This is a genomic window from Streptomyces meridianus, from assembly GCF_023703325.1.
Taxonomy (GTDB): Bacteria; Actinomycetota; Actinomycetes; order Streptomycetales; family Streptomycetaceae; genus Streptomyces; species Streptomyces meridianus.
This window is the reverse complement of the sequence record NZ_JAMQGM010000049.1, coordinates 81683-97080: the sequence shown is the minus strand read 5'-3', so window position 1 is coordinate 97080 and position 15398 is coordinate 81683. Positions and strand designations below refer to the sequence as shown.

The following is a 15398-nucleotide window of genomic DNA, read 5'->3' as shown; positions in this document are numbered from 1 at the left end:
CATCAGACGGCTCCTCGGCGCAGGACCGCGGCGTCGCCGGAGCTCCGCACGGCCAGGGCGGTCCCGATCGGCAGCACGGCGAGGGGCACCAGGACCAGCGTCACCAGCACGGTTGCCGAGGGGTGTACGACCAGCACGTCCGGAACCGGCCGATCCGCCGCGGAGGTGAGCACGGTCAGCGGCACGAGCAGCCGGGTGAGCAGTGCCCCGAGTGCGACACCGGAGGTGACCGCGGTCAGCACGAGGAGGCCCTGTTCGGCGAGGACCGCCCGGAGGATCCGGCCGCGGGGGGTGCCGAGCGCCCGCAGCACCTCCAGGTCGCCGGTGCGTTCGCGCAGCGCACCGGCGGTGACGGCGGCGAAGGCTGCAACGGCCAGGGCAGCGCCGACGAGCGCGGTCGCCGGCAGGGCGGTGCGCGGGCCGGCGCCGAACGGGTCGGCGCTCAGGTCTCGTTCGGTCTCCCTGCGGCTGACGAGCGAGACGTCGTCGGGCAGGGCGCGCAGGGCCGCTGCCACGCGGGCGGCGGCGCCCGGCTCGGTGCCGATCCACCACTCACCGGGCTGTAGCCCTGCGCTGGAGTTCGCGGTCAGGTAGCGGTTGACGCTTCGCAGGTCCATAAGGACGGCGCCGCCCCCGCCCGCCGGTGCGGTGGGCAGGGACTGCACGGCGCCGGTGAGGCGGACCGGGACGTCCGCTCCGGGCAGGTCCAGGACGGTGACGCCGCCCACTTTCGTCCCGGTGGCGCGCAGGAAGTCGTCGGTGACGAGGACCGGCAGTGTCCGCGGGGCCGAGCCGGAGGCGCGCAGCGTGAGCTCTCCCGTCGCGTGATCGGTGAACGCGGAGCCGGTGGCGTCCGCACCGGTGTCGTACCGCACGGCGAGCCGCTCCCGGCCGTTGTCCGGCTTCAGCGGCTTCGACCGGGGCTCGACGAACTCCTTGCCCGGCGACTCCTGGAAGTCCGGGTCCGTGACGTCGACGGTGGCGGCCCAGTCCGCCGTCCCCGTGGGCCGGGCGGTGCGGGCGGTACCGCCGGATCCCACCACCTGCAGACCGGTGATCGTCAGAACCTGCCGCTGCGACGTCACCGGCAACGGGTATGCAGCGCCGATTTCGGTCAGCCGCAGCGGTGCGGCCGGCCGACCGGTGGGGCCGGCGGCCTTCGCGAAGTCCAGGACGAGTCCGTGCGGGGCGCCGTCGGCGGGCACGTCGTCGAGAGCGAAGGTGTACGGCACGCCGTACCGGTCGTGGACGGTCGCCGAGACGCTCTCGAGTGGCACTCCGTCCCGGTCGCCCTCGGTCTCCAGACGCACGGTGATCCGCAACTGCCCCGGTTCGCCCGGCAGGAGGACACCGTCCTCCTGCCGGGCGGCCGGCCGCAGCGGATGCAGCAGGGCGGGCAGCGGGCCCTCGGCCTGGTCCGGGCGCAGGCTCATCACGTCGGCCGCGCGCACGGTGTCCGTCGCCAGGACGGTCGCCCGCCGGTCCTGGGGCAGGCTCACCCGGGAGCGGGCGACCGGCGCGACCTCGGCGGCGCCCGGCAGCCGTGCGAACACGCCGCCCTGACCGAACTGCGGGACGAGGGCGCCGGTGACCCTGATGTCGGCGCCGGCGCTGTGGGCGGCCTGATCGTGCTGCGAGCGGTCCCAGCTCGCGGCCTGGCCGAGCGCGAAGGTGCCCATGCCGGCGGCGAGCACCAGGGGGAGCACCGCGCCGGCGACGCGTCCGGGACGCCGCGACAGCTGCCACCCGGCGAGGGCGGGCCCGAGGGCGCGGCTGCGCTCGGCGCACCGGTCGGCGATCCGGGCCACCATCGGCAGCAGACGTGCGGTCAGCACGGTTCCGGCCACCAGGCAGAGCGCGGGTGCGGCGACCAGGACGGGATCGACACCGAGGGCGCCCGCGCCGTCGGCGGACAGTACGCCGCGCCCCTGCGCACGGCGGGAAAGCTGCCAGTGGGCGACGCCCGCGAGGAGCAGCAGCGCGAGGTCGCCCCCCGCGCGGATCGCCGCGTTGAGCGCGGGCCGGCGGATGCGGGCGGCCTGCTCGCCGACGAAGGTGCCGGGCCGGCGCAGCTGGGGTGCGGTCATGGCCAGGGCGCAGGCCAGGGCCGTGGCAGCGGCCACCCACCATGCGGCGGCGTCCGTTTCTGCCGGGAATCGGACTCCTGCCCGGGCGAGGGCTCCGTGGGCGGCGAGCAGGCGGACCAGCGGTCCGGCCAGCAGCACGGCGGTGACGACGGCCGGGACAGCGATCAGCAGCGCCTCGGTGAACGTGAGGGCGGCCAGCCGGGCACGTGAGCTTCCCCGGGCCCGCAGCACGGATGTCTCCTCCGCGCGCTCGCCGGTGAGGAGCCGGGCGACGAGCAGCAGCCCGAAGGCGGCGAGGGCGGCGAGCTGGAGCGCTCCGACCAGCAGGGCGGACCGGCTGACCAGCAGGGACCGGCGAACCTCGGTCAGCAACCCGGGCAGCTCGGTGGTGACCTGGGTGGCGTTGCCGGTGGCTCCGCCGTCGATCCGCCGGGCCGCGCGTTTCAGACTCGCGCGGAGGTCGTCGATGCGATCGGCGGTCAGGGCGGAGAAGTCCGCGCGGGCCTGCCAGGCCATGGCCCGCGGCGCGACCCGGCCGGAGTCGAACGCGTCGTGGGTGACGAGCAGCGGGCCGTAGGTGGTGAAGCCGCTGAACGAGGCTCCGCGTCCGCCCAGCCGGTCCAGCCCCCAGTAGGGGTCGTCGCGGTCGGCCGGCCGGTAGACGCCGGTGATGCGGACGCGCAGCGGCGGCCCGTGCAGCCGGTCGGTGAGGGTGATGCGGTCGCCGGTGCGCACGTCCAGGGCGCGGGCGGCGGTCCGCGGCAGGGCCACGGGAACGGGGCCGAGGGCCGGAGTGGGGCCCGGGCGTTCGCCTTCGACGATGGTCACCCGGGCGGGGTCGAAGGTGGCGAGCAGGGTGAGATCGGGCTCGCCGGTGGTTCCGCGGTCGCGGCGGGTGTCGGCGGGCAGCGCGTACGGGCCGGAGCGGGTACTGGCAGCGATGCGCACCGGCAGGCCGTCGAAGGCGGCCGTCGACACCTCGCGCACGGCGGTGTCCTGACGTGCACGGCTGCCGGCGGTGACGGCCGACTCCACCTCGAACAGGGTTCGGTCGGCCGAGCGGTGCCGGAGGGTTTGCCGCAGCCCGGCATCGCCGACCGAACCGCTGAAGGCGCCGAGCGCGGCCAGAGCGCAGGTCGTCAGGACCACGGTGAGGAGTGCGGCAGTCGTCAGCAGCCGGTGCGCACGCACCCTCAGCAGCACGAACCCCGTCACGTCTCCCCCAGCCGGGGGCGGGCCCTCCCCGGCCTCCCCCCGGTGTGCAGTGTTCCTCATCGGCCCGCTGGGCGCAGCCCGTTGGGCAAGGAATCGAACAGATGCGGGAGGATTCCGGGAGCGCGGCGGGGGCGGTCCGTGCGGGCCGCCCCCGCCCCGGGGGATCAGGTGACGGTCAGGATCTGCTTCGCGGTCGTCTCGGAGCTGTTGCCGGCGTAGATCTCGATGACGCCTTCCTCGACCACGAGCCGTCCGTCCTCGGCATTCGTCCAGAACCCGAGGTCATCCGCACCGAGCCGGAACCGGACGGTGGTGGACCGGCCCGCTCCGACGGTGACCCTGCGGAATCCGCGCAGCCTGCGCACGGGTTGGGCGATGCTCGCGGCCGGGTCGCGCAGGTAGAGCTGGACGACCTCGTCGCCCTCGCGGTCACCGGTGTTGCGGACCGGGACGGCCACCTCGACCGTGTCGCCCTTGCGCAGGGCTCCGGCGCTGATGCGCGAGGTGCTCAGCCGCGGCTCTCCGACCTCGAACCCGGTGTAGCTCAGGCCGTGGCCGAAGGCGAACTGCGGCCCGTGGGCCAGGTCGAGGTACTTGGACGTGTACTTGTTGTCCTTGTCGAAGGGGCGCCCGGTGTTCTCGTGGTTGTAGTACACGGGAACCTGGCCCACGGTCCGGGGGAAGGTCACCGGGAGCTTGCCGCCGGGGTTGACCTCGCCGAACAGGACGTCGGCGACCGCGTTCCCGCCCTCGATGCCGGGGTGCCACGCCTCCAGGACCGCGGGGGCGTCGGCGATCCAGTCACCGAGCGCCAGCGGCCGCCCGTTCAGCAGCACGACGGCGAAGGGCTTGCCGATCTCCGCGACGGCCGCGATGAGCTTCTCCTGCGCTCCGGGGAGCGTGATGTCGCTGCGGGAGGCGGCCTCACCGCTCATTGCGGCGGGTTCGCCGGCCACGACCACGGTGAAGTCGGCCGCCCTGGCGGCGGATACGGCCTCGGGGATCCCGCCGGTGTCCTTGCCCTCGGCGTCGACGCCTTGCGCGTGGGCGACCTTCGCACCGGGTGCCGCGGCCTTGATCGCGTCGAGGATCGTGTCCGTGGGCTTGGTGGCGAAGGGGAACGTCCACGCACCCAGCATGTCCTTGGAGCCGGCGAGCGGACCGACGACCGCGATGGAGGACGTCGTCCGCTTCAGCGGGAGCGTCCTGTCGTCGTTCTTGAGCAGCACCATCGAGCGGGCGGCGGCCTCCCGGGCCGCCTTGCGCGCGGCAGGGGTCGGCTCGGGGACGGCGGCGTCCTCGTCGACGTACGGGTTCTCGAACAGTCCGAGCGCGAACTTCAGGCGCAGGATGCGCGCCACCGCGTCGTCGAGCCGGCCGATCTCGATCTTCCCGCTGCGCAGCAGCTTCTTGCCGTGTTCGGCGAGATCGGTGCTGGTCATCTCCATGTCCACACCGGCGTTGAGGGCGAGCCGGGCCGCATCGGCACCGTCGGCGGCGAAACCGTGTGCGATCAGTTCGTGCACGCCGGTCCAGTCGCTGACCACGAACCCGTCGAATCCCCACTCCTGTTTGAGGATGTCGGTGAGGGCGTGCGTGTTGCCGTGTGCGGGAACGCCGCTGATGGTGTTGAACGACGCCATGACCGTGGCCACGCCGGCGTCCACGGCGGCCTTGAACGGAGGCAGGTAGTGGTTTCGCAGCCGCTGCTCGGAGACGTCCACCGTGTTGTAGTCGCGTCCGCCCTCGGCGCCGCCGTAGGCCACGAAGTGCTTGGCGCAGGCGGCCAGGCGGTCGTCGGCCACGATGTCGTCGCCCTGGAAGCCGCGGACCTTGGCTGCGGTGAACACCGAAGTCAGGTACGGGTCCTCGCCGTTGCCCTCGGCGATACGGCCCCAGCGGGGCTCATGGGTCACGTCCATCATGGGTGCGAACGTCCAGTGCACGCCGTTGGAGCGTGCCTCCTTCGCGGACACCTCGGCGTCCCGGGTGGCGACGTCCGGGTCGAAGCTCGCTGCCTGGGCCAGCGGGATGGGGAAGGTGGTCCAGAAGCCGTGGATGACGTCCAGGCCGAAGAGCAGGGGAATTCCCAGCCGGGACTCCTCGACGGCGATGCGTTGCAGGGCGTTGCTGCTCTTGGTTCCGAAGATGCTGAGGACCGACCCGAGCCGGCCGTTGCGTGCGGCCTCTTCGGCCTCCTTGGTCTGCCCACCGCCCGGGCCGGTGTTGTAGGCCCAGGGAAGCTGCTGAAGCTGGCCGAGCTTCTCCTCGACGGTCATCCGGCCGAGCAGTTGCCGGACCTTCGCCTCGTGCGGGCCGGGCCGGGCGGAGCGTCGCGCCACCGCTTCGGGTGGGTTCGCCGGTCCGGCGGCCTGCGCCGGGGCGCTGCCGGCAACGCCGCCGACGGCAACCGCACCCCCCAGTACGCCGAGCACGCTACGTCGTCGGACACCGTCCATGTCTTCATCCTTTGAAGGAGTTTCGGCGTGCATCGGGCACAGTCGATCAAGAGTTGACCAGAAGTTAGATGCGCGGTGCGGCCGGGTCAAGTGCTGACGCAGAGAACACGTGGGTTCCGGCGGGCGCGGGCGCCGGCCCGCACGTCGCTGCCGCACGCCGCTGCGCCGGTCGGTGCAGCGGCGTGCGGTGCGCGTCGGGCACCCCGCTCAGGACGGCGCGGAGGACCCACCGTCCTCAGGCCCGGCAGGAGACGCATCGGGCTGCGGCCCGTCACCCAGGCTGCGGCGCCCGGTGGGACGCTCCGGTTCGGGTTCGGCCGGTCCCGGGGCGGACACGGCGCGTTCGGCCGCGGTCGCGCCGCGAGCCGGCGGAAGAGTGGTCGAAGCCCGGCTGGGTCCGGTGCCGAGGGGGCGGCGTGCAGGAGTCATCCGGGCAGTCTCGCATCCCCCGTGAACAGCCTGAACCCAAGGTGGCGGAACGGCACTTCGCGCCGTCTGCGGGTCTCCGCAGCAGGGCCGTGCGGGACTGCCGATCCCGTGACCCACCGGGGCCGGACGGCCGCGTCCCGTGTCCGCCGCTCCTCGGCTGCGCGGTCCTCTCGCACGCAACGGGGAGGTTCGCCTCCGTCCGGGCGCATCCCGTCACGGCACCGGGCCCTGTCCGGTACCCGGAAACTCCACCGGGTTACGCCGTAGAGTCGGAACATGACCCCGAGCGAGGAGACCGCGCGCGTGGACAGCTGGATCTGGTCGGTGCGGCTCACCAGGACCCGCTCCCAGGCGGCCGCGGCCTGCCGGGCCGGCCATGTGCGCCTCAACGGCGAGCGGGTGCGGCCGGCGCATGCCGTTCGCGTCGGTGACGAGGTGCGGCTGCGGCATCTGGGCCGGGAGCGGATCGTCGTGGTGTCCCGGGTGGTGCGCAAGCGCGTCGGGGCTCCGGTCGCGGTCGAGTGCTACGTCGACAACAGCCCGCCGGAGCAGCCCCGCGAGGCCGGAGCGGTCGGCCGCCGTGATCCGGGTGCGGGACGACCCACCAAGCGCGACCGGCGCGAGTGGGAGCGCCTGCACGATCATCTCCGCGACCACTGAGCCATCGGCCGCCGGCCCGCGAACCGGCGCCCTGCCGGCGGAGGCCACGTCATCCGCGCCCACCTGTCCCGGGAACGGCAACGCCGGTGCCCACGGGGTGGAGGCCCCGGGCACCGGCGAAGTACGCCCGCCCTCCGGCTAATCCCCGAGGGCCGCTCTCGGCGCGCAGAGCGCCCAGATGATGAAGGCGTCCACGGCGATCAGCACGATCGACCAGACCGGGGCGTAGGGCAGGAACATGAAGTGGGAGATCATGCTCAGGCCCGCCACGACGACACCGACGACCCGCGCCCACATCGCGCCGGTCATCAGCGCGAACCCGGCGAGGACGACCGCGATGCCGAGGAAGAGGTGCACCCAGCCCCAGCCGGAAACGCTGAACTGGTACGTGTAGTTGGCGGTGCTGACGAAGATGTCGTCCTTGGCGATGGCGGCGATCCCCTCGAAGATCGCCATCGCCCCGCCCACGACCAGCAGGACGGCGGCGGTCATGGTCCATCCGGCCACTGCGCCGCGGTGCTGCTGATATCGGCCGGGGTGCTGCCCTGCGTGAGTGGCCATGTCGGGCTCCTTCGTGGACCGATCCGCACCCAACCGGTGGACCGGGGGCGCGGCCTTCGATTTCAGGTTTCCACGGGTTGCGCCGTCCGGCATCTCGGGCCTGCAGGACCACGGCCGGGAGCCGCATCACAACGTCTCCGCCGCCACTCGACCGGTGCGGACCGCTTCTTTCAGCGCCGCGTGGTCGCGCTCGTTCTGGTCGGCGTAGCTCTCTGCGAACTCGGCAAGTGCCCGGTCGAAGCGATCGCTGCGCCCCAGATAGGCGGCGATGGCGATCCGGTCGCCGGACCGCGCGTGGGCGCGCGCCAGCGTCGCACCGGACACCTCGCCGAACGCGCGCATCGTGTCGAGCTCCATCAGGTCCGGCTGAGCGATTCCCTTCCAGTCGCGCAACTGCCGTACGTAGAAGTCGCGTTGGCGTCCATCGATGCCGTGCACCCGCTGCCGGCCCAGGAAGATGTCGCTCGTCGCCTGCATCAGCCGCTGTCCGCACACCACGCGTTCGCCGTGGTTGCTGTGGACGCTCTCGCCGGCGTAGGGGGCGAGTACCGACCGGTCCGCCTCCTTGGCCTGGAGGATCAGCGGATCCCGGCCGTCCCGGCCGAGCAGCAGCACGATCCAGCAGCGGGTGCCCACACTGCCCACCCCCACGACCTTGCGCGCCACGTCGACCACCCGGTACTGGGCCACCAGATGCCGGCGATCCGACTCCAGTGTGCGGCTGTAGCGGTCGATCAGGTCCCTGATGCCGAGTTCGAGCGTGTTCCGCTCGACGTCCGGCAGCAGGTCCTCGAGCCGGACGAGCAGCGGCGGGTCCGGGACGAAACGCCGCTCGCCGTCGACCTCGGCGGTGAGTTTGCCGAAGGCCTGAAGGTTGTCGTGCCTGCGCGCCTTCGCCGCGGCCCTGGTCAGCCGCTCCCGCTCGCCCTTGCGCAGCTTCGAGGAGAGCAGGTGGCCGAGCTGCCCGAACTCGGCGGATGAGTACCAGACCTCGAGATGGCCCATGCCGGCGAGCCGGCGCATGCCCTCCCGGTACGCCCGCACGGCCGCCCGCACGATGAAAGAGCGTTCCAGGTCGTCGAACCCGTTGGCCCGGGCGGCGATGACCAGGCTCGCGGCGAGCCGTTTGACGTCCCACTCCCACGGGCCCGGCAGCGTCTCGTCGAAGTCGTTGATGTCGAAGACCAGGCGCCTTTCCGGTGATGCGAGCAGCCGGAAGTTCAGCATGTGCGCGTCTCCGCAGAGCTGCGCACGCAACCCCGACTGCGGGGTGCCGGCGAGGTCCTGCGCCATGATCGCGGCGGCGCCCCGGTAGAAGCGGAAGGGGGACTCGGCCATGCGTCCGTACCGGACGGGCACGAGGTCGGGGAGCCGGGCGCGGGACTGCTCCTCGATCACGTCCAAGGGGTCCGGCCGCCCCGGCGCGGGGGCGTAATCGGCATGTGCCGACCGGGGCGCGGCCTTCCGTGCCGCTCTGCCCCGCTCGGCCCGCTCGCCCGGTCCTGCCGGCGGCACACCCCGGTCGGGTCCGAGGCCGGTTTCGTCGTCCATGGCATGAGCCTCCCGAACTGCTCCATGGTCGCACCCCGGGCCGGTGGCCGCACTCTTGAGCCCGTGCGGGCAGGTCTCTAGCCTGGGCGTGCCCGCGGCCGGGGTGCGCGGTGCCGACGAGGCAGACGGCCTGGGGGAAGAGGACCGATGACCGGGACAACCGTGCGCCGTACGCTGCCGGCCGCCGTGCCCCTGACCGTCCTCGTGATGCTGGTGGTGTCCGGGATACAGCCGCGCGACCGGGTCACCTGGCTGCTGGAGACGGTGTGGGGGCTCGTCGGCCTGCCGGTCGCCGTGGTGGTGTGGCGGCGTTTCCGGTTCACCGGGCTGCTGTGCGTCCTGCTGGCCCTGCACGCCCTGCTGCTCATGACCGGGGGCCACTGGACGTACGCCGAGGTGCCCTTCGGCGATTGGCTTCAGCAGGTGCTGGGGCTGTCGCGCAATCCGTACGACCGGATCGGGCACCTGGCCCAGGGGTTCGTGCCGGCGGTCCTGGTCCGTGAGCTGCTGGTGCGCACCTCCCCGCTGGGCGGCAGCCGCTGGCTGTCGCCGCTGACGGTGTGCGCCTGTCTGGCCTTCAGCGCCTTCTTCGAGCTGCTGGAGTGGTGGGCGGCGCTGGTCGGCGGCAGCGGGGCCGATGCTTTCCTGGCCACCCAGGGGGACGTCTGGGACACCCAGTGGGACATGTGCTGCGCCCTGGCCGGCGCCGTCGTCGCCCTGCTGACGCTCAGCCGGGTGCACGACCGTCAGCTCGCGGGGCTCGCACAGGACGCGGACCGAGGAGCGTTGGGCCGGGCCCGGCGCGGTTCCGGTCCTCCGCGCGCTTGAGCGGGTCCGCGACCGCGGACGGGTTCCGGCCCCCGGCATGCGCTGCCGGGGGCCGGAACCTGTGCTGCGGGGATGTCGTCAGCCGTCAGCCGATCTCCGCGCCGTAGGCGGCGAGGGCCTCGGTGACGGGCTGGAAGTACGTCTCGCCGCCCGAGCGGCAGTCACCGCTGCCGCCGGAGGTGAGGCCCAGCGCCGTGGAGTCGGCGAACAGCGGGCCGCCGCTGTCCCCGGGCTCGGCGCAGACGTTGGTCCGGATCAGGCCGGTGACGGTGCCCTCCTGGTAGTTCACCGTGGCGTTGAGACCGGTGACCGTGCCGGAGTGGACCTCGGTGGTGCTGCCGCTGCGCTTCACCCGCTGCCCGACACTGGCGTCACCCGCCTCGGTGATGTCCTGGCTTCTGCCGTTGTAGAGGTTCACCTCGCTCGGGTGGGGGACGTCGGCCGTGTACCGGACCAGGCCGAAGTCGTTGCCCGGGAAGCTGCTGCCCTCCGTGGCCCCGACGGCCGGACCGTTGGGCGAGGAGGACCAGCTGTCCGCGAGTTCGGCGCAGTGACCTGCGGTCAGGAAGTACGGCTGGCCGCTCCTGAGGACGTTGAAGCCGAGCGAGCAGCGGTAGCCGCCGCCGTAGATGGCGTCGCCTCCCGAGAGGACGGGCTTGAGTTCGCCCTTCATCCGCTTGATCGCGACCTTGCCGCCGAGCCCGGCGGCGACCGTTCGCAGCTTCCCCAGCTTCGTGCCCGTGACGGTGCTGTCGGCCGTGACGACGACCTTGTTGACCCGCGGGTCGGAGGACCACGCGGTGCCGGGAATGGCGGCCCGGTCGGACAGCGTCCGCTTCGCGGCGTCCAGGTCGGCGAGGGAGTGGGGGACCATCCGGGCCTCGGCTCCCTGGGCGCGGACGGCGGTGGCGGCGTCCCGGTCGAGGACGTTGACGACGAGCCGCTGGGCGCCGGAGTCGTAGTACCAGCCGGCGGAGCGGTCGCCGAGGTCGTCGGAGAGTCCGCCGGCGATCCGCTGGGCGGAGCTCAGGGACAGCTGGCCCGGGTCGGGCACGGGCGTCGCGCTGGGGTCGGCGCCGGCTTCGGTGGTGGAGAGCGTGAGCGCGGTGGCGAGCAGGGTCGCCACCCCCGCGCCTATGGCCGTGGTGCGCCGGTTCATGCGTCGGGGCATGGTCTGAGACCTCCATTGAAGGACGGGCCCGGCACGGGGCGCACGAACCCGACATGTACGTAGAGTCATTAGATGACTACCGAAGGAATGCGGGGGCCGCCATCGCTGGGCCCGCAGACCGGTGGGATGCGATCCTCACGAGGCCTCCCTCCAGGGCGAGTTGGGGCACCGAGCAGGGCGAACCGTTCGGGTGACCCATTCCGGCCCCCTACCGGGAAGGCGACCGGGGAACAATGCAGAGATTTCTCTGCAAAGAGTTCTCTGCACCTGTACCGTGGCCGCATGCCCTCCTTGACGAACCCTCCCGACGGGACGGAGCCGCCGCGGCCGGTCCGGCGCATCGACGCCCGCAGCCTGCGCGGTCTGGCGCATCCCCTCCGGATGCGCATCCTCGACCTGCTGGCCCTCGACGGTCCGACGACCGCCACCGGACTCTCCGGGCAACTCGGAGAGAACACCGGCACCGTCAGCTGGCACCTTCGCCAGCTGGCGCACCACGGCTTCATCGAGGAGGACACCGGGCGAGGAACCAAGCGGGAACGCTGGTGGCGGGCTGTCGACGCGAAGAAGACACTCAACACCGCGGACTTCCGCCACGACCCGGCCACCCGGGGCGCCCTGTCCGTCTACATGCACGAACTGCTCCAGCAGCTCTTCGGCCGGATCGAGACCTACCTCGCCGAGGACTGGCCTGAGGACTGGCGCGGCGCCGGCACCATCGCCGACTGGCACGACCTGCGGATGACTCCGGCCCAACTGAAGCAGTTCAACAACGAGTTGGCGACTGTGATCGCCCGGCACGCCGCCGCCGGGCCAGACGCCGCACACCCGTCGGACGCCCTGCCCGTGATCGTGCAGCTCCAGGCCTTCCCCCGGAAGGAGGGGAGCGCCGGATGACCGGCTCCGCGCGAGGCGGGCTGCTGCGCAGGCACCACGACTTCCGCATGCTGTGGTGCGGTGAGACGGCCGGGCAGTTCGGCACCTCGGTCAACGGGTTGGCCATGCCGCTGGTGGCCGTCTCCACGCTGCAGGCGAGCACGCTCCAGGTCGGCTTGATCAGCGCCTTCGCCTGGCTGCCGTGGCTGATCATCGGGTTGCCCGCCGGCGCGTGGGTGGACCGGCTGCGCCGCCGTCCGGTCATGCTGGTCTCGGCCGGCGCGTCGCTGTTGCTCTTCGCGTGCGTTCCGGTGGCCGCGGCGGCCGGCGTACTCGGTGTGGGACTGCTTCTCGCCGTAGCGCTGCTCGCGGGCAGCGCAGCCGTCTTCTTCAAGACCGCCTACAGCGCGTACCTGCCGAGCATCCTCGCCCCCGAGGACCAGCCGGAGGGCAACGCCAAACTGCACGGCAGCGCGTCCGCCGCCCAGATCGCGGGTCAGGGGTCCGGAGGGCTCGTCGCCCAATGGGCCGGTGCCGTGAACGGGTTGTCCGCCACCGCGTCGGCCTTCCTGATATCCGCGTTATGCCTGCTTCGGATCCGCCACCGCGAGCCGCGCGTCCCCCGGACCGGGCGCCGGACCGGGGCGCTGGCCGCGGAAGTCGCCGCGGGCCTGCGGCTCGTGGCGGGCGACACCTGGCTGCGTACCCTGACGCTCTTCGGTGCGACGTCGAACATCGCCCTGATGGGCTACCAGTCCATCCTCATCGCGTTCCTGGTGCGCGAGGCCGGCCTGTCCCCCGGCAGCGTGGGCACACTCATCGCGGCGACCGGCACCGGTGGTGTCGCCGGCGCCTTCGCCGCCCGCCGGGTTGCCGCCCGGTTCGGGACGGCCCGCGCGATGCTGCTGTGCCAACTGGGCCTCCCCGCCTTCGCGCTGCTGATCCCGCTGACCCACGACGGCCCCAGGACATGGTTCTTCGTCACCGGTGGCTTGTGCGTGTCCGCCGGTGTGGTCGCCGGGAACGTCGTCAAGGCGGGCTTCCAGCAGCGCTACTGCCCGCCGGAGCTGCTCGGCCGCGTGAGCGCGAGCACCGCATTCCTCAACTTCGGGGCCCTGCCCCCCGGAGCACTTCTCGGCGGGATGCTCGGCGCGGCCCTCGGGCTCCGGGAGGCGATGTGGATCATGACGGCCGGGGTGCCCCTGGCCGCGCTGATCCTCCTCTTCTCACCGGTGGGGCGCGTGCGGGATCTTCCGACGAGCCGGACAGGCCCTGTTCTGGGCGCGGAGGGAACTTCCCGCAAGGAGTCCCCTCCGCACCCCCGTTGACGGGCCGGCCTCTCAGCGGGCGCCGGGCAGTCGCACCTCCACGGCCGTCTCCCCCGCCTCGGCACCCAGGCCCTCGACGCGCGGCGCCCCGTCGCCGTCGACAGCGACCCGGAAGTCCCGGCCCGCGAGGCGCAAGCCCTCGGCACGCAGCGGCCAGTAGGCGGAGGACATCGCCGGGTCGACGATCAGGCGGTTGCCCGGCGCGTCCGCCTCCAGGCCGAGGATGGACTGCAGGACGAGCACCGACGATGCGGCGGCCCACGCCTGCGGCCGGCAGGACGCCGGGTAGGGGGCGGGACGGGGGCCGCCGGCGGTGCCGTGTCCGGCGAACAGCTCCGGCAACCGGCCGTCGAACGCGGCCGAGGCGGCGATCAGCCCCTCGGCCAGCGACGCGGCCGCCCGGTGCTGTCCGGCGCGGACCAGACCGTGCACCGCCACCGCGGTGTCGTGCGGCCAGATCGAACCGGTGTGGTAGCCGAGCGGGTTGAAGCCGACGGAGTCGGCAGCGAGGGTGCGCAGCCCGAATCCGGAGTCCAGGTGCGGGCCGCCCAGCCGGGCGGCGACGTGGGCGCTCTCCTCGGCGTCGAGCAGGCCGGTACCCAGCAGATGACCGATGTTGGAGGTGACCGCGTCGACCTGCTGCTTGTCGCGGTCCAGGGCGATCACCGGGTAGGGGCCGTCGGCGTCCTCGGCCCAGAAGTGGGCGCGGAAGCGGCGGGCGAGCCGGTCGGCCCACTCCTCCCAGCGGTCGGCGCCGGGGCGGCCGAAGGCCCGCAGCAGGGCTGCGGTGTTCACCGCGGCCTCGTGGGCGTAGGCCTGCACCTCGCACAGGGCGATCGGAGCGTCGGCGAGCCGTCCGTCGCGGTGGCGCACCGCGTCGCCGGAGTCCTTCCAGCCCTGGTTGGACAGGCCGCGCCCGGTGGTGTCGACGTACTCGAGGAACCCGTCGCCGTCCGCGTCGCCGTGACGGTCCATCCACTCCGCGGCCGCTTCGGCGTGCGGCAGCAGTGCCTCAACCTGGTCGGCGGGCATGCCCCAGCGCCAGGCGTCGTGGAGCAGGGTGATCCACAGCGGCGTTGCGTCGACGGTGCCGTAGTAGCAGGGCGGCAGGGCGAGTTCGCCCTGGTTGAGGCCGTCGCGCCGCACCTCGTGCAGGATCTTGCCGGGCTGCTCCTCGGTGTCCGGATCGACAACTCCGCCCTGGCGGCGGGCGAGGGTGCGCAGCGTGCCCCCGGCGAGGTCGGGGCCGAGCGGCAGGAGCATGCGGGCGGCCCACAGGGAGTCCCGGCCGAAGAGGGTCAGGAACCAGGGGGCGCCGGCGGCGAGGAACGCGTCCCGGCCGTCCTGCGGATCGGTGAGCAGCAGGGCGGCGAGGTCCCGGCGGGAGGTCTCGAACCAGTGGTCGAGGCCGCGGTCGGCGCTTCGCAGCCGGGCGTCCTGCCACATGGCGGTGCGCACCTGTTCGGGAGCGGCGTGGAAGGCCGCGTCGTCACGGTCGTCCGCGGTGACGGCGACGGTGGCCTCCCAGCTCTCGCCGGCGGCCAGTTCGACGTCCCAGGCGAGCTCGGCGGGCCCGTCGGAGGGGGCGGTGACGGCGTCCGGAGCCGGCGAGGCGCCGAGGCGCACGGTGAGCCGGCCGTCGGACCAGGTCAGCCCGTCGTCGCCGGCTGCGGCAGTGGCAAGCGTCCCGGTCCGTCCGCTCTTGACCGCGTCCATGGTGCCGAGGTCGGTCGCCGCGTGGAGCCGCAGCCGGATGTGCGCGCCGCTGCGTCCGGCGTTGGCCAGCGTGAAGCTCTCCGTCATACGGCCGTCGGCGAGGGTGCGCCGCCGCTCGAGGGTGACGGCCGGGTCCGGCGAGTGCTCGGCCACCCCGCGCAGGACGGACCGGAAGGCGGCCCGGCCGGCTCCCGCGGTCTCGCCGGAGATGGGGGCCGTCTCCACGCCCACCACCGAGGTCTCCAGCCGGGAGAGGATCCTCCGGTCTCCGTGGTAGAAGCCGTCGGCGCCGCTGCCGATCCGTCCGTCGCTCCGTGAGACGGCGAAACCGGGGGCGCACACGGTGATCTGCGCGTCGTGGAGGAAGGGCTGGAGTCCGGCCGGCGCCTCGGCGGCCGCGTCGGATCCGGCGCCGTCCGGGGCCTTGACAGTGGTGTCCATGGAGGCGCAACCTCTCTTTCATTGGATCGTTCAAACCACTTTCCAATGAGCTCACGGCCGAGGTCAAGGGCTCCTT

The 15398-nt window shown here is 73.1% G+C and carries 10 protein-coding genes; 4 read left to right on the top strand and 6 right to left on the bottom strand.

Features of this window, described 5'->3' with window-relative positions; translation table 11 throughout:
- Positions 1-2: 2 nt before the first annotated feature.
- Both M1E25_RS22175 and bglX read right to left on the bottom strand, forming a co-directional pair.
- Positions 3-3302 carry an FtsX-like permease family protein gene (locus M1E25_RS22175; RefSeq protein ID WP_251418471.1) on the bottom strand — a complete coding sequence of 1100 codons (3300 nt, stop codon included), beginning with the start codon at positions 3300-3302 and terminating at the stop codon, positions 3-5.
- A 164-nt stretch (positions 3303-3466) separates the two neighbouring features.
- Positions 3467-5761 (bottom strand): beta-glucosidase BglX, encoded by a 2295-nt coding sequence (gene bglX, locus M1E25_RS22170; protein WP_251418470.1) that lies wholly within the window; start codon positions 5759-5761, stop codon positions 3467-3469.
- A 705-nt stretch (positions 5762-6466) separates the two neighbouring features.
- Here bglX and M1E25_RS22165 point away from each other — a divergent pair.
- Positions 6467-6850: an RNA-binding S4 domain-containing protein gene (locus M1E25_RS22165; RefSeq protein WP_251418469.1), complete on the top strand. Its 384-nt coding sequence runs from the start codon at positions 6467-6469 to the stop codon at positions 6848-6850.
- Positions 6851-6988: 138 nt separating this feature from the next.
- Here M1E25_RS22165 and M1E25_RS22160 read toward each other — a convergent pair whose 3' ends face one another.
- Together M1E25_RS22160 and M1E25_RS22155 are read right to left on the bottom strand one after the other, a co-directional pair.
- Positions 6989-7411: a DUF7144 family membrane protein gene (locus tag M1E25_RS22160; RefSeq protein ID WP_251418468.1), complete on the bottom strand. Its 423-nt coding sequence runs from the start codon at positions 7409-7411 to the stop codon at positions 6989-6991.
- 126 nt (positions 7412-7537) lie between these two features.
- The gene (locus M1E25_RS22155; protein ID WP_251418467.1) at positions 7538-8962 is read right to left on the bottom strand and encodes a DUF2252 domain-containing protein; all 1425 of its coding nucleotides are present in this window, start codon (positions 8960-8962) and stop codon (positions 7538-7540) included.
- A gap of 147 nt (positions 8963-9109) precedes the next feature.
- Here M1E25_RS22155 and M1E25_RS22150 point away from each other — a divergent pair, with 147 nt between their 5' ends.
- The gene (locus tag M1E25_RS22150; RefSeq protein WP_372501289.1) at positions 9110-9790 is read left to right on the top strand and encodes a DUF2238 domain-containing protein; all 681 of its coding nucleotides are present in this window, start codon (positions 9110-9112) and stop codon (positions 9788-9790) included.
- An 85-nt stretch (positions 9791-9875) separates the two neighbouring features.
- Here M1E25_RS22150 and M1E25_RS22145 read toward each other — a convergent pair whose 3' ends face one another.
- The gene (locus M1E25_RS22145) at positions 9876-10961 is read right to left on the bottom strand and encodes a S1 family peptidase (protein ID WP_251418466.1); all 1086 of its coding nucleotides are present in this window, start codon (positions 10959-10961) and stop codon (positions 9876-9878) included.
- Positions 10962-11243: 282 nt separating this feature from the next.
- Here M1E25_RS22145 and M1E25_RS22140 point away from each other — a divergent pair, with 282 nt between their 5' ends.
- Positions 11244-11858 (top strand): winged helix-turn-helix domain-containing protein, encoded by a 615-nt coding sequence (locus tag M1E25_RS22140; protein WP_251418464.1) that lies wholly within the window; start codon positions 11244-11246, stop codon positions 11856-11858.
- A complete protein-coding gene (locus tag M1E25_RS22135; RefSeq protein ID WP_251418462.1) occupies positions 11855-13165 on the top strand; it encodes an MFS transporter in 1311 nt (436 codons plus the stop codon). Before M1E25_RS22140 ends, M1E25_RS22135 begins: the two co-directional genes overlap by 4 nt.
- Positions 13166-13177: 12 nt before the next feature.
- Here the strand turns inward: M1E25_RS22135 and M1E25_RS22130 are convergent, their stop codons facing one another.
- Positions 13178-15322, bottom strand: a complete 2145-nt coding sequence (locus tag M1E25_RS22130; RefSeq protein ID WP_251418460.1) for an amylo-alpha-1,6-glucosidase — start codon at positions 15320-15322, stop codon at positions 13178-13180.
- Positions 15323-15398: the final 76 nt, after the last annotated feature.